This is a genomic window from Chryseobacterium sp. HR92 (assembly GCF_045689405.1).
Classification (GTDB): Bacteria; Bacteroidota; Bacteroidia; order Flavobacteriales; family Weeksellaceae; genus Chryseobacterium; species Chryseobacterium viscerum_A.
Genome location: NZ_CP139139.1, coordinates 3023334 through 3037526, shown reverse-complemented (window position 1 = coordinate 3037526; position 14193 = coordinate 3023334). Strand labels below are relative to the sequence as shown.

14 protein-coding genes are annotated in these 14193 nt (G+C 32.8%); 6 read left to right on the top strand and 8 right to left on the bottom strand.

Annotated elements, in window-relative coordinates; translation table 11 throughout:
• Window positions 1–60 precede the first annotated feature (60 nt).
• Window positions 61–240, top strand: coding sequence for a hypothetical protein (locus SFA27_RS13755; RefSeq protein ID WP_407292774.1), 180 nt, complete (start codon window positions 61–63; stop codon window positions 238–240).
• 117 nt (window positions 241–357) lie between these two features.
• Window positions 358–1149 carry a PhzF family phenazine biosynthesis protein gene (locus SFA27_RS13750; protein WP_407298172.1) on the top strand — a complete coding sequence of 264 codons (792 nt, stop codon included), beginning with the start codon at window positions 358–360 and terminating at the stop codon, window positions 1147–1149.
• A 148-nt stretch (window positions 1150–1297) separates the two neighbouring features.
• Here the strand turns inward: SFA27_RS13750 and SFA27_RS13745 are convergent, their stop codons facing one another.
• The 5 genes from SFA27_RS13745 to SFA27_RS13725 all read right to left on the bottom strand — a co-directional run bounded on the left by SFA27_RS13745 (window position 1298) and on the right by SFA27_RS13725 (window position 4039).
• Window positions 1298–1966 (bottom strand): hypothetical protein, encoded by a 669-nt coding sequence (locus SFA27_RS13745; RefSeq protein ID WP_407292773.1) that lies wholly within the window; start codon window positions 1964–1966, stop codon window positions 1298–1300.
• A 4-nt stretch (window positions 1967–1970) separates the two neighbouring features.
• Window positions 1971–2540: a hypothetical protein gene (locus tag SFA27_RS13740; protein WP_407292771.1), complete on the bottom strand. Its 570-nt coding sequence runs from the start codon at window positions 2538–2540 to the stop codon at window positions 1971–1973.
• A 74-nt stretch (window positions 2541–2614) separates the two neighbouring features.
• Window positions 2615–3247, bottom strand: a complete 633-nt coding sequence (locus tag SFA27_RS13735; RefSeq protein WP_407292769.1) for a hypothetical protein — start codon at window positions 3245–3247, stop codon at window positions 2615–2617.
• A gap of 55 nt (window positions 3248–3302) precedes the next feature.
• A complete protein-coding gene (locus tag SFA27_RS13730; RefSeq protein ID WP_407292767.1) occupies window positions 3303–3638 on the bottom strand; it encodes a helix-turn-helix domain-containing protein in 336 nt (111 codons plus the stop codon).
• Window positions 3614–4039: a transposase gene (locus SFA27_RS13725; protein WP_407292765.1), complete on the bottom strand. Its 426-nt coding sequence runs from the start codon at window positions 4037–4039 to the stop codon at window positions 3614–3616. The genes SFA27_RS13730 and SFA27_RS13725 overlap by 25 nt, the downstream gene beginning before the upstream one ends.
• 444 nt (window positions 4040–4483) lie before the next feature.
• Between SFA27_RS13725 and SFA27_RS13720 the strand changes: the two genes are divergently transcribed.
• On the top strand, window positions 4484–5506 hold the full coding sequence (locus SFA27_RS13720) for a helix-turn-helix domain-containing protein (RefSeq protein WP_407292763.1): 1023 nt from the start codon (window positions 4484–4486) through the stop codon (window positions 5504–5506).
• Between the two features lie 146 nt (window positions 5507–5652).
• On the opposite strand, the gene SFA27_RS13715 is transcribed toward SFA27_RS13720, so the two are convergent.
• The 3 genes from SFA27_RS13715 to SFA27_RS13705 all read right to left on the bottom strand — a co-directional run bounded on the left by SFA27_RS13715 (window position 5653) and on the right by SFA27_RS13705 (window position 9575).
• Entirely contained in the window at window positions 5653–6153 is a 501-nt protein-coding gene (locus SFA27_RS13715) for a hypothetical protein (protein ID WP_407292761.1), read from the bottom strand.
• Between the two features lie 20 nt (window positions 6154–6173).
• Window positions 6174–8885: a hypothetical protein gene (locus SFA27_RS13710; protein WP_407292759.1), complete on the bottom strand. Its 2712-nt coding sequence runs from the start codon at window positions 8883–8885 to the stop codon at window positions 6174–6176.
• A gap of 93 nt (window positions 8886–8978) precedes the next feature.
• Complete coding sequence (locus SFA27_RS13705; RefSeq protein WP_407292757.1) at window positions 8979–9575, bottom strand: hypothetical protein; 597 nt, start codon at window positions 9573–9575, stop codon at window positions 8979–8981.
• 344 nt (window positions 9576–9919) lie between these two features.
• On the opposite strand from SFA27_RS13705, the gene SFA27_RS13700 reads away from it, so the two are divergent.
• The 3 genes from SFA27_RS13700 (at window position 9920) to SFA27_RS13690 (ending at window position 14174) form a co-directional block, all read left to right on the top strand.
• On the top strand, window positions 9920–10963 hold the full coding sequence (locus SFA27_RS13700) for a helix-turn-helix domain-containing protein (protein ID WP_407292755.1): 1044 nt from the start codon (window positions 9920–9922) through the stop codon (window positions 10961–10963).
• A 650-nt stretch (window positions 10964–11613) separates the two neighbouring features.
• Entirely contained in the window at window positions 11614–12765 is a 1152-nt protein-coding gene (locus tag SFA27_RS13695; RefSeq protein ID WP_407292753.1) for a hypothetical protein, read from the top strand.
• 395 nt (window positions 12766–13160) lie between these two features.
• Window positions 13161–14174: a terpene synthase family protein gene (locus SFA27_RS13690; RefSeq protein WP_407292751.1), complete on the top strand. Its 1014-nt coding sequence runs from the start codon at window positions 13161–13163 to the stop codon at window positions 14172–14174.
• The last annotated feature ends 19 nt before the right edge of the window (window positions 14175–14193 follow it).

Genomic DNA, 14193 nt, shown 5'->3' with positions numbered 1-14193 from the left:
TCTGAAGATTTCCGTAATGATTTTGTACTGTTTTCATCAGAAATACAGGCAGCTATTAGTATGAAAATTATTACAGGTTATGATAATCCTGTTCATTTTATCATCAATATGATCTCACTTACCGCGCATCCTTTCATATTGTTAGGGATGCTTCAAAAGACATCAGTTATCAGTTCAGTAGAAAAAAATACTATACTAGAGCTTCAGCAGAAAGTAATTATTAAAAATTTATTTTACTAAAGTATAGTAAAACATTTTTCTCTATTTAGAAATGCTATATTATTAAACATCCGGCATCTTTTTAAAAATAATTTGTTTTTATATTTTATAAGCAGTAATTTTCCTTTAAAATTTTTTATGAAGCTAGAGCTGTATCAGGTTGATGCGTTTACTGATGTGCTTTTCAAAGGAAATCCAGCATGTGTAGTGCCTTTAAATGATTGGTTGCCAGATGAAATTCTCCTAAATATTGCGAGAGAAAATGCTGTGGCAGAAACAGCATTTTTTTTAAATAATGGACAAGAAGAAATACATTTGCGTTGGTTTACCCCGGAAATAGAGATGGATCTTTGTGGTCACGCCACTCTTGCGGCTGCACATTGTCTTATTTCAATTTTAAATTATAAAAGCAATATAATTGTTTTTGAAACTAAAAGTGGAAAGCTTACAGTAACTTGTGAAAATGATTCATATTATCTTGATTTTCCATCAAGGATGCCTGTGAAATCTGATCTTCCTAATATTATCTCCCGGTCTTTAAATATTCAGCCTAAGGAAATTTATAAATCTCGGGATTATATCCTTGTATATGATTCTGAGGATGATATAAAAAACATTCGAATTGACAGGTCAATCTTTGACCTTATAAATTTAGATCCGGGAGGAGTTGTGGTAACAGCAAGAGGAGCAAACAGTGATTTCGTTTCACGATGTTTTACACCACAAGCGACTATCCTCGAAGATCCTGTTACCGGCTCAGCACATTGTTCACTTGTTCCGTTTTGGACAAAAAGACTGAATAAAAAAGATCTTTTTGCAATTCAGCTTTCGGAAAGGAGAGGCGAATTATATTGTCAGCAGCAGGATGAAAGAGTGATAATTGCAGGAAAGGCTAAAACATATTTTTCAGGAAATCTTTGGACAGAATAGCATGACTTTATTTACATGATATAACCTAAGTGAAATTTTTGTATGTTTTTTTAGTTAATCTCATAAAATAATTGGAATATAGAATTTGTTATTAGATCTATACGTTTAGTATCAATAATTAGTGTTTTTGAAAATGAGTTATTTAATATTAAAATCCGGAAGGTTTGTTTAAAAGTAATGTAGATCCGTTTGTACCACCCAAATCCTTAGAGCTGTCGTTGATATTTTGTTTAGTAATAAGATATTTATAGGCCATCAAATATAGATCAATAGTAAAATTGTTAAAAGTCCCATCTGGATATCCGGTAGTGTAGTCGAGTAGTTTACTATTTGTGAAATTGGCTCTAATGTGCCAGCTTCCATTGCTTTTAAATGCACTAATATTTGGGGAGCCTTGTATCTTATCATTGATCCCATTACTTCCATAATCAAGGGCGACTTCAGTCGAACCATTATTGAGTTTGAACGAATAATTATGTACCACAACTAAAAATTTAGAGGCATCAATTTTTGTATCATAGTCATTAAGGCCTGAAGAAGGTATTCCTGTAAGTGTAAGCTTTATATAATTAAATAACCCGCTGCTTTCAAGTTCTGGATCATAAAGATCTAGCATGTTTGTAGAAGTTGCAAGAAAGTGTCCTCCTGTTTTATCAGGTTCCCCAGGATTTCTTAAATAAAGGGAGTTGGTATAGCTTAGGCCATTAACATCTAATGTTTCGATTGGATTTGATGTATTGATTCCTATTTTACCATTTTGAGCATTGATAAACAATCCTGTAAAGATAATTATAATGCTGTAAATTTTTTTTTTCATAATTTTATTGTAAACCTATTGGAGTATTAGTTGAAATTCCAGTATATGAATTGTCTACGGAGCCGGAATAAGTGCCCCAGTCTTTAATCAAAGTCTTTTCATAAACGCATAACGTAAGTGTCCAGGTTCCGTTTTGAGAAGAGACTGTACCTGCTCCCTGAAAATTTAAATTGACAGCATTATATGTCTTACCTGCACTTGTTATGGATGTAACTTCCGTTGAATATGCACCATAAGAATTCAAACTGGCGTTTAGGGCCAACTGTGCATTGGTGAAAACAGCACCTGTAATAGCAACGACATATTTATTGCTCTCCAGTCCTGTATTGAGGCTGAAAACATCATCTTGACTAACATTTCTCAGTATAATATTGTACGTGTTGATGGGAGCTACATCTCGAAGAGAAATATCAAGCAGTTTAACTTTTCCTGTAGGTGTTGTGTCTTTGGAACGTGTCAGGAGTAAGTAATTGCCCGTTGTGTAAGAGTTTGTTGTGTCAATTATATAAGATTCTATCAGGGTTTCTCCGGCAACATCCAATGTTCCCTTGGGAGTAGTTGTATTTATTCCCACCTGTGCTGTTAAAAGTAGTGAGATTAGGAGTCCCCAAAATGACAGTATTTTTTTTCTCATTTTATATTTTAAAATTAAAGGATTAGGGGAGATGCTGCAGAGCCGTTGCCAGAGCCTCCAAGGTTCTGGGAAGGATTAAATTGTCTGGTGTAGGCTTTGTCAAAAACCAGTAGGTTTAAGGTCCAAATGCCAGCAGGAAGAGAGGCGTCTGGTTTAAATCCTGCATAATCAGCTTTGAGTTTCCATGTTCCGTTCTTTGGATAGGCAAAAATCTGTGGAATAGGTGTAGCGATATTGCTCATAATAGTAAATATGGGTTGTGTAAATCCGAAGGAAGAGATAACCACAAGAAATTTATTTGAATTGATCTTTGTATCATATTCGTATATCCAGTCTTTATTTGAAGGATCACAATTAATTTTGAACTGAATAAGATTAATTGGGGCTGGAGTAGTAGGTACAAAAGACTCGTTGTAAGATGTAATCTTGTTTTGGGGTGCAGGGGACTTAATCAAAAAAGAATAGTTTTCATTCGCACCAAGTTTTTCGAGAGGGTCTTTTAATATCATGCCCGATGTTTTCATCGTGCCATTGACGGTAAGTTCTTTTTCGGGATTAGGTGTATTGATTCCTATGTTTCCTGCTTTTTGAGCATATACGGAAATGATGCTGCTGAAAAGCAGGATCGTTGAAATAGTTTTGTTCATTAAGTATTGTGTTATATTTTATGCATATCTTTTTACAGATAGGGAAGAGGAGGTATTAAATTTTAAAATTACGTTTCCATTTTGTAATAGTATTTCTACTTAGCTTAAAATGTAGAGCTAATTGACTGTTATTTAGTTTATTTTTTTTTTGATATTCAAGCATCTTTACAATAGTTTTTTCATCATATGAACGGAGACGTTGATTGCCGGAGCAAATCTCCTGATGACCGAAAATCAATTTATTGAGTAGGATAATATCCAAAACATCAAGTTTATTCTTTGACAATATATTTTCACATGTATCAGTCTTTTCCGGAAATTTGTTATTGATAATATCTGTATATATTTTTTTGTAATAGGGTTGGTTTATTTTTTGTTCTTTTCTATCCATTTGTATAAAGTTGTTTTGGGAATATTATAATCTGTAATAATCTGAGCTCTTGTTTTTTCTCCATTTTCAATCATTTCAAGCATAAAATTGACTAATTCCTGAGTGTATATATTTTTTCGAAAATGCGGCATTTTTGAAATGATTTTAGTTTTTTTGTTTTTAATATCTGTTGTAGCCGGAGCATAAAGTATTAGGTTTTGAGAATAGATTCTGAAAAAATCATATTCAAGAATTCTACTCCATTTAAGAATAATTTCGGAATCGAGACTTTTTGATTGATACATCGTGGTGATTTCCTTTTCTGTACAGCTGAAAAATTTACAAAGTCTGGTGATTTCTATTTCACATTCTAAGGTACGTTTATGGATTATTGAACCGATGTTTATATTCTTGAAATTCATTTGGAAAGGTTTATAATTAGGGACATTGGAAATGAATGTTGTTTTCAGAACTTAAGAAACTTGTTTCCATTTGATGAATATCTTAAGTTGAAAGAATTGTAAAAAAATGCCGACAGAGAAGCCTACTGTATTACAGAAGCATCAGTAAGGTTGATATGAAAAATCGAGCGTGAAATCTTCTCTGTGGCATACTGAGCTATCATTTTATATTTGTTCAAAGTTTGTTTTTTTTTATCATTTAGATCATTTGTTACAAAAATGCTTTCTTCTTGTAGTTTTAAATGTTAAATTTGTAATTTATTTAACAAAAATAACTGATATAAACAATCAAAAGAATTAAATATCAATACAATTTTTAATTTGATTCATATTGTTAATTTATTGATAATCAGTTTTTTGGTTAAGTTATTTTTTTATATTCAAATGATAACTGGAAAAGAATTTATGAATGAACTTGTAGATGCACTCAAAAGAAAACTTATCTTGAAGTATGTGTATCTGATGTCTGGCATTTTGTTGGTCTATTCTTTTGTATTTTATTTTATTATTAAAGATTCTTTTTTTGCTGGTTGTACTCTACTTTATTCTATATTGATGTTTTACACATTCTTGGTAATCCGAAAGAATTATAATATAAAATTTCTGGTTCATCTTTATCTTGCCTATGCTCCTTTATTTGCGGGGTTTATTATGCTCGATTTCTGGAAATATTCTGCGGCTACTGCCATGTGGTTATTACCAGTTCCATTCGGTGCATATATATTTCTGGAAAAAAGATATATTTATATTTATTCAACATATATTATACTTATCATTGCTGCTGTAAGTATACTTACAAAGTTGTTTACATTTGATTATTTTAACTTAGACGATGTTAGTGTTATTGTAGTTTCTGATACTTTTGTTGGAGTTTCAAATATTATGGTATTTAGTCTTCTTATTTACTTTAACGAAAAAATAAGAAAAGCTGAAATAGAAAGAGCTTTATTTCAGTTTAAATATTCCGAATCAGATCATCAAGATCAAATTGAATCAGAATTAATTAATTCTTCAGAAAAAGAACAGATTATCTATTCATGTGATAATACTGAAAAGTATAATATTTTGTTTAATAAGGTGAAAAGTCTTATAGAAGAGAAAGAAACTTATAAAGATGCAGGTGTTACAATTTCTCAATTATCTAACGTATTGAAATGTAATAATTTATATATAGCTAAAGCTATCAAATTAAACGGATATTCAAATTTTAATCACTATCTGAATGTATGTAGAGTTGAGAATGTAAAAAAGCTCCTTAATGAAAATGATATAAGTAGAGTTACTCTTATGTATATTTATACCGAATCTGGGTTTTCAAACCAATCTACATTTAACAGAGTATTTAAGCAGATTGAAGGAATTACACCATCAGAATATATAATGAGCATAAATCATGAGAAAAATAAGAGTATAGTTTATACAAAATAGATTATGAAAAAATCCTATTTTAGATTAACTTTCATAGTTGATGTTAGTATTTTAAACAAAAAAATAAGCAATTTCTTTTGATGTTTGATTACAATAAAAAAGTCGGCACATTTATGCCGACTTTATATATTTATTGGATACTATTATTATTTCCAAAAGCTCCATTTTACTCCATCAAATACAGCCATCGTTTTACTTACTGTATCGTAGCACATCGTTCCTGCAATAGGACTTTTCATACTTGCTACAGGGTCATTAACCTTTGGTAAAACTAATGCTCTGCTCGCTGATTCAAGAACAAGAACACCTTGTGCAGGAGAGCTCGGAGCACCAATAATGACTCCTCCTCCTTGCTCAGCAGATGTGTTTGGCATTGTACCTGTGAGACTTCCGGAATCGGACAAAGGCACCCATATATCATTTTCGCGCATTTTTACCGTATTGTCTGTTTTATCAAGTAAAAATGTTCCGTTACTTGCCGCAATCCCGGTTGGGAGAACTTCTACTATCGGAAGGATAATTCCTGTATTGGATAATGGAAAATCCAGAATAGCATCTCCGTCTACAGAAGCTTTGCCCATGCCCACCTGTGCTGTAAGGCAAGAAAAGCTTGCAAAAATGACTGTTGCTAATATTATTTTTTTCATTTTGATTATTTTAAAAATTATTACTGGTTACAGCTTCTTACTACACAATGCCAACTTGTTCCGTTGTAAAGTTTCATACATTTATCCACTGTGTCATACATAAGCATACCTTCTACAGGATTTACAATTGCAGAACTCTGAGAACGTGTAATTACAAAACCTTTTGTTTTGGATTCCAGTGCTACAGCTCCGTTTGGAAGGTTTTCCGGCCATCCGTTTTGTTTTGTCTGAATGGTAATGCCAATTTTAGTAATCGTATCAGCAGGAGAAAGGTTCGGATCTTTGGTACAGAAAGTAAATTTTGCGAATGTAAAAAACTTACCGTTTGGAATCTGGATGCCAGCTGTAGCACCACTTACAAGAGGAACATTTACAACATTCGTAGTCATACCCGCATCATCGGCATAGATAAGATAGGTTGCCTGAGTGTCAGAAGTTTTGAAGAATAGATTCTGTGCTGTGCCCGCTGTTTGCACTTTCCATCTACGATTCATAATATTCTGGACATTATAGGTAGTTGCTGCTCCATTATTCCCCGTCATAAAGTAGAATTGGTCATTGGTAATATCCGTATGGTTAGTATTACTGTTTGCGTTTATAAAATCATTATTGGTACTAATGGTAATAATATCTCCTGCAGCGTCCTGTGATTTTGAAATTCTCTGGTGCAGAGCTTCAGCATCATCCCTGGCTATACCAATTACATTGGTTTGATAGGAATTAGCAGCTGCAGACCATACATTTATACCAATAGTATTGGTATAATTCACGGGTGAAGCAAAGCTTCCTAAGGTAATACCATATTTAATAGCCAGATAAGATACTACTTTATTGTAATCTGAGCTACCTAAAACCGAATTATACATTATGTTCTCTGGCATAATGATATCTATCCCGTCATCAGGTCCGCCATCACCATCGGTACCTATCAGTAGGTCAGTTCCTGATTTAGAAAGAGATACTCCACTGCCTTTTGATACACTATTTACTTGATAGCTAATTGTTCCGGTACCTGTAGCTGAAAATGTGGTAACTGCCGGGATATTTGCAGTATATGTTGCTGATCCTCCAGCGCCAGGCCAGGCAATAGGCACGTTGGCGAGAGCCCCAAACCATTCATTGGAGCCGCTTGTTGCATTTAGATTTGCACCACCGTGGAAATGGAACATATTTCTAAATCCTGAAACAGTTGGGTTTTTGTTAAGTGCAATCATTGTATAATCATCTCCTGTTCCTGCAAACGCATTTTGGATACCAAGGCCTGAAGTTGAGGTGGATTGTGCTACAGGATTAAAGTTGACATTCATTGCAGAAGAGTTTCTGTATAATGGTCCGGTAGTTTGTAACGCAATTGTATTAGGAGAAGCTGCTCCTCCGACAAAATTTCCTCCTATCAGTCCTTTATTAGGCCAAGTTGCAATTGCTATATTGTCAGTGGTATTTCCATTTGGATTATCATCTGCTTTTATCCAGACGCGCAGATTGCTTATAACCCCTCCTGGAGCTTGTACAAAAGCAGCCAGGGTAAAAAACTGCCCGTTTGCCAGTGAAACATCCGCATAGTTGTAAACAACTCCATTGATAGTCTGCATATTCGCTGACATGTCAGTGAATGTATTCCCTGCGATAAAGGTGGGATCCGAACTATTCTGGACAAGTTTTAAATTAGTAAGCCCTTGAGGCCACATGATTCTTACTGTTCCTACTGAACCTGTATTCTGAACTTTCCAGACAGAATTAAAACGGGAATTAACTCCGGCAATGCCATTGATTGCAACAGAAGGTATTTTTGCCAAACCATTATCTCCAACAACAAGAAACTGCTGATCGGTAAGTGTTCCGGAATTTAAAGCATTCGTATTTGCCATACCTGTAAGCCCAATCAAAATCTGCTGCCCTGGTCTGGTACTCATTGATTGCTTTTGATAAAGGACCGTATTATCATCTCTTCCAATTCCGGTAATATTGTTAAGATATCCAGCATTGGTAGCTGCATTCCAATAGTTGGTTGTTCCGTTTGAGGCAATGTAGTTGCCAAGTTTTGTGATTCCATACTTCAAAGAAAGATAACTTTCTATCTGTGGACGTCCTGTTGTTTGAGTAGTATTATAGATTACAATTTCAGCAATATCGGCGTTACTAAACTTATTTGGAGTGGTACCTTCGGCTCCTACCCAGAATTTTGCGGCTCCTGCTATATCAGTACTATTGTTGAATGTAGATGATATTGAAGCACCATTAAGATACGCTGTAGCTGCATTGGAATTTCCATCGAGTGATTGTAGACGGACTTCATTTAGAGATGGAGCGGTTGTAATAATACTGCGATTGGTAATCAGCATTCCACCGTCTGAATTTCCACCTACGTTCCATGTTCCTCCAGCACCATTGGAATGATTGTAAAGCGAGTTCATTACGGAACCCAGTTTTCTATAAACAACATATTGTGATGTTGTATAAGGAGCGGCTGCCGTTGTTGTTATAGTTTGTGGAATATTAGAGGACGTTGCTAAGCGATCATCCGTGCCGTCAAATCTTACGGACGGATTAAAATTAATCTGACTTGATGTGGGCAGAGTACTAGCTCCACCTTGTTGGACCAAATTGTATAAAGCCGAAGCACTGTTGCTCCATCCGATCACGTTGCTTCCTGCAGTTACTATTCCTACATCACCTTTATACCATAGCTGAGATCCAGGGACTCCACCGGGGCTTTGGGCTTTTGCAAGCATGAGTATATTTGTTATTAGAAATATGCTCAATAAAATATTATTATTTTTCACCTTATTGTTTTCTTTAAATTATATTAATATATGTTTGTCTGTTCAAATACATTTCTGATTTTGAAATATAAAGTAGGGAGGGGGACGAGTTGTATACTTAAACAATTGATAATTACTTAAAAAAAGAAAGTTATGATTTGTGATTTTTTCAATATTCTTTTTTAAATGATTATTCAAAAAGTTAAACATTGTATTTTCAATGAAAAATTTCTGACTATATTGAAGAGTAATGACTAATCCAGAAATAGCCATATCTTGGTGATTAAATGAGGTTAAATTATCAGGCTTTACGGATTTAATCAATTGTGCTTTATGACAGATTAAAATATCTTTTTTTAAGTTTATTAATTTTTTATTCTTTTTGCGTCTTAGCTTTATCTTTTTGTTAGCTCCTATTTGCTTATTTTCAGAATAATTTTTTATTAAAGGTTGTTCCCCGAAAGACCTTGACCCAATCTTTGCTATCCCTGAATCTGCAATGTAAAATGTTGTATTCTCTCCAATAATAATTTTAGTGTACTTATCATTATAGAAAATCTGGGATTTTAGTCCTGTAAATTTAAAAATGAATAACAAAAACAACAGTGAGGCCATCCTGCATGGAAAGAAAATGGACCTCAGCTGTTGTATGTAATTCATAATCTGTGTTTTTTTGTTAAAATAGTTGCTGGGCAACTTCTGATAGAGTTTACAGTAAAATCAGAAATATAATGAGGGAATTAAGGTTTTAAAAAGAATGTGTAGATTAAGGATGTTTAAATTTTATTTAAATATGTTGGTTAAATTTTAAGTAAATTATTTTTATTGGTAGATATATATAATTTTTATATTGTTAATTATAGATATTGTTTAATTGTGTATCTTTACTTGCAAAGATAGTTGTTGATAGTAATCATAATTTGTAAGTATAAGTCATTTTTCTAATTCGGTTTAAATATTGTAATACGTTGATTTTAAAGTAGATAATACAATTGATTTTTTATATGTATTCAGAGATTGATAATATAACTGTAAATACTATAGACGTTTTAAAAAGACGATGTATATCTTTAATTGTATATGTACTTTGTGCAGCTCTTTTCCTATATTCAATCATAATTTATTTTATAGTAAAAGACAAATGGCTTGCATTAAGTACTTTTATTTATTTCTTGGTATTGTTATATACATATATTCTTATAGGTAAAACATATAATATCAGAGTGTTAGTTCATGGGTATTTGGTTTTTGACCCTTTGTTTGCTGCTTTTATAATGCTTTACTTTTGGAAATATTCAGTTGGAACAGGATTATGGATATTACCTATTCCTATTGGTGCGTATGTGTTTCTTGAAAGAAAATATGTCTATATATATTCATCATACGCTCTATTAATTATAGTTTTTATTGCCACCATAAGTAAACTATTTGCATTTAGTACTCCTTTAAAATATCACAGTATTAAGAATGCTGATTTTTCGGATGTATTAGTGGGGGTGGCTAACATAATAATTGTCGTAGTACTACTATATTATAGTGACAAAATCAAGTCGACGAAGATTACAGCAGATTTTGAACAGACAATAAAAGCTGCAAATTTTAATGATTTAGAAAAAGAGTCATATAAGAGAGATGATACATGTATAGTTGAAAAAGATGATCTAGCTGATTCTGAAAGTGTGACGGTTAAGTATGATCAAATTTTTCAAAGTATACAAAATATAGTTGAAAATCAGCTTTCTTTTAAGAATGCTGATTTTACAATTTCAGAATTATCTCACCTGTTGAAAATTAATAATTTGTATATTGGTAAGGCAATCAAATTTAATGGATATTCAAGTTTTAGCTTTTATATTAATTTTTGTAGAATACAACATGTCAAGAAATTAATCGATGAGAATGATCTTGGTAAGGTTACTCTTATGTATATTTTTACAGCATCAGGATTTAAAAGCCAGTCAACTTTCAATAGGGTTTTTAAACAAATTGAAGGGATAACACCGACAGAATACATCTCTAGTCTAAAAAAAGATGTTGATCAGATTTGAGTTAAATTTATAGAAAAGAAATAGAGTTGTTATTTTCAAAAACTATATCAAAAACTTAAGTTTTCGTACACTATCGGTGTTTTCCGAGCAAATAAAAATGATTTTTTGTGTCATTAAGAAAAAAAACTCTGGAATTATTTTTAAGGCTCTTTACCTTTTACTATTCTAAAATCGCATTTTCAGATATATATTCTATTGGTTTCAACGAAAATAAGAACCTGAGACTCAATATTGAAATCTAATAGACCATTTAATTTAAAATTTTCCTGCCAACGGGCAATATTTTTTTCTGTTAAATAGAACTCTGTTATATACCTTTCTTTATTGTGTATTCTCTAAATTGAAAAATGTAGGTTAACTTCTTGCCCATTTTTTAACCATACATATTGTGCTATAAATTTTCTTTTTTTATACACTTTGAAATTCCTTTATATAATATTTTGACAGCTATTATATCATTTTATAAATGTGACTATTGTAATTTATTGATTTGTAGTTTTTTATTGTATTTCAATGAAATGTGAAATTTTGTTTATACTTGGAACTTTTGATTGCTTTTACCAGGTATTTTTGTAGTGTCAAGATGCAACATTTAAAGTTTTATAGATATACTTTCATTTTGCTCTGTCTTATTAAAAATTACATTAATTATGAGAAAACAATTACTATTTGCAACAACAATCTTTTCGTATTGTACTGTATTTGCTCAAGTGGGAATTAATACCACTAACCCTAATATTAAATCTACCTTAGATATCATATCTAAAAGTAACAATACTGGAGTATTATTTCCAAGATTGACAACGGTTCAGAGAGATGCCATTAATCCCGGAACATCTGATGCTTCGGTTGATGGGCTTTGGATTTATAATACAGATATTAAATGCTATGAATTTTGGAACCGTACAAAATGGATTTCTCTTTGTGGAAATACGACAGAAATCCCCCCTCTTTCAGGTGTGAAATTATTGTCTTACGAACAGGATGCTACATTTACATTTGCAACACCTGTATTTACAGATTTTTTCAATTCATATGATAATTTTGGTCCATTTCCTGCATCGACAATCCAAACAGATGGATCTTCTCTAGTTCCCGAAAAAATATTGTATACGAATTTCTCTTCAATTAATTTTCAGGACTATGATATTATTGGAGTTTCCTATCGTCCTGGTGTTGATTTAACTCCAGCTGAAATTACAGCACTCATAACTTTTGCCAATAATCCGAACAAGCATCTTTATTTCTTTACTGAGGGCTATACACAGGCTGGAAAATTGTCCCTGTTAAGTCAGCTTATAGGAGATATTACACTGACAAGCAGTGATGTTGTTGGAACTATAGGATCTAATGGAGATACTAATCCTTTGGGGCCATGTTACTATATAACCGGAGAGGCGCTTAATAGCCCATTTGTTAATGGTCCTTTTGGACAATTACAGGCAGGTGTGCATAGATTTGTTGATCATGCATCTTCATCAAATTCATTTTCTTATGCCAAACTGAGCACTAGTTCTAATGTACAGATTATTGCGGCAGACGGATTAGTAGGAGGTGTACCTCAGCCAACATCAAAGGTGGGAGTATTTAAGGTTAAAAATAAGAATGTTTTTGTAATTGCTGATGGGGCTCCATTTTATGGAGGGTTCAGTAATGTTGGACCCGCGTGTATGACTCCTTCTATTGGAGGTGTAAGAGGAAGGAAACCTATTAAATGTGATGCCATTTCTACAAACGGAAATGATTCTGGTGTAGGAATTTTGATGGCAAATATTATTGCTTGGTCATTAAAAAGCCTATAGCTTTAAATTTTAAAATTACAAAAGATATTACCTTAAATTTTTATAATTGGTCAATGATTAATTTGTTTAACTATATACAAGAAGTTCGGTATACTGTTTTGAATATGAACTATGGAAAATGTGAGTCAGCTGATTAAGAACTTATGATGTGGTACTTTTTCTGTAGGATGTTTATAGCTCTATTTAATAAATATTTTCGGAATGAAATAATAATAAATTACTGATTTTTAGAATGATATGAAAATTATTTTCTATCTTTAAAGTATTATTTCATGATTGTATTTATTGGGTATATAGTGCTATAGACTAATTTAGAATAGCTCACTATACGCGGCTTTATATGTTTTTTAGGATAATGATATATAATTAAAAATATAAATCTAAAAACAGAAATCATGAGTAATGAGAATTTTAATCCACTTGAGCTTCTACAAAGCAAGTTCAGGTATCCGTTTCCAACTCTTAAGAATCCACATGCAGATCTTTTGCAGGAGATTACTGAAAATCAATGGATTGATGGTGAGTATTTTTCCCTCTACGAGAACAATCCTCAAATCCGTAAAAAGTACAAAAAGACCAAAACAGCTCATATAGCAGCTCAATGGTTTCCTACAGCTACTGTTGAACGTTTTAAACCCATTTGCAGGCTTATGCTATGGACTTTGTATAATGATGATCTCTATGAGGAAAGTGAACCTCAGGAAATCAAGTTAGTCCGAGACCAGTCTATTGCAATATTGAATGGAGAATTAAATGCCAAGGAGGCAACAATTCCATTGGCCGCTATGTTGAACTCATTAAGACAGGAATTGCTTGAATTCATTCCAGAGGAATCTATTCATCGCTTTAGTAAAATGATCAACAGGTATTTCATTGGGTTGGAAACGGAACTGGAATATAAGAAAAATAAAACCTTCCCAAGTATAACGGAATGTATTGCCTTAAGGGAGGACTCCATCTGCCTTTATCCTTTCCTTCAACTCACAGAAGTAGAAACAGGTGTTGTTCTACCGCTTGAAATACATGAACATCCTGTTATACAACGTTTGCAGGCACTTGCATGTCATTTGGTGACTTTTTTTAATGAAGTACAATCAGTGATGAAAGATGAAGCAACAGGAAGTATTTATTATAATATTGTGAAAGTCATTCAGAATGAACGTCAATTATCTCTGGAAGAAGCCTGCCTGGAAGACCTTCGGCTTCATAATGAGGACCTGAAGGAATTTGTAGCCCTGCAGGCTTCATTACCTGATTTCGGAATCTGGCAGGAGGCAGTAGTTAACTGGGTGCATTACATGAGTATGGTGCTTAGTGGCTGGAAAAATATATCCACAAAATTGGCTCGGTACAATGCTATGGAGTTTCCAAATGCAGCAGAGTTGAAAGAAAAACTCAATCAGTTATAATATTTGTAAACTAATTTTC

Excerpts from the sequence above, each read along its gene's own strand:
- SFA27_RS13755 (WP_407292774.1), top strand. The coding sequence starts at position 61 with ATGAAAATTATTACAGGTTATGATAATCCTGTTCATTTTATCATCAAT.
- SFA27_RS13750 (WP_407298172.1), top strand. The coding sequence starts at position 358 with ATGAAGCTAGAGCTGTATCAGGTTGATGCGTTTACTGATGTGCTTTTC.
- SFA27_RS13745 (WP_407292773.1), bottom strand. The coding sequence starts at position 1,966 with ATGAAAAAAAAAATTTACAGCATTATAATTATCTTTACAGGATTGTTT.
- SFA27_RS13735 (WP_407292769.1), bottom strand. The coding sequence starts at position 3,247 with ATGAACAAAACTATTTCAACGATCCTGCTTTTCAGCAGCATCATTTCC.
- SFA27_RS13730 (WP_407292767.1), bottom strand. The coding sequence starts at position 3,638 with ATGGATAGAAAAGAACAAAAAATAAACCAACCCTATTACAAAAAAATA.
- SFA27_RS13725 (WP_407292765.1), bottom strand. The coding sequence starts at position 4,039 with ATGAATTTCAAGAATATAAACATCGGTTCAATAATCCATAAACGTACC.
- SFA27_RS13720 (WP_407292763.1), top strand. The coding sequence starts at position 4,484 with ATGAATGAACTTGTAGATGCACTCAAAAGAAAACTTATCTTGAAGTAT.
- SFA27_RS13715 (WP_407292761.1), bottom strand. The coding sequence starts at position 6,153 with ATGAAAAAAATAATATTAGCAACAGTCATTTTTGCAAGCTTTTCTTGC.
- SFA27_RS13710 (WP_407292759.1), bottom strand. The coding sequence starts at position 8,885 with ATGCTTGCAAAAGCCCAAAGCCCCGGTGGAGTCCCTGGATCTCAGCTA.
- SFA27_RS13705 (WP_407292757.1), bottom strand. The coding sequence starts at position 9,575 with ATGAATTACATACAACAGCTGAGGTCCATTTTCTTTCCATGCAGGATG.
- SFA27_RS13700 (WP_407292755.1), top strand. The coding sequence starts at position 9,920 with ATGTATTCAGAGATTGATAATATAACTGTAAATACTATAGACGTTTTA.
- SFA27_RS13695 (WP_407292753.1), top strand. The coding sequence starts at position 11,614 with ATGAGAAAACAATTACTATTTGCAACAACAATCTTTTCGTATTGTACT.
- SFA27_RS13690 (WP_407292751.1), top strand. The coding sequence starts at position 13,161 with ATGAGTAATGAGAATTTTAATCCACTTGAGCTTCTACAAAGCAAGTTC.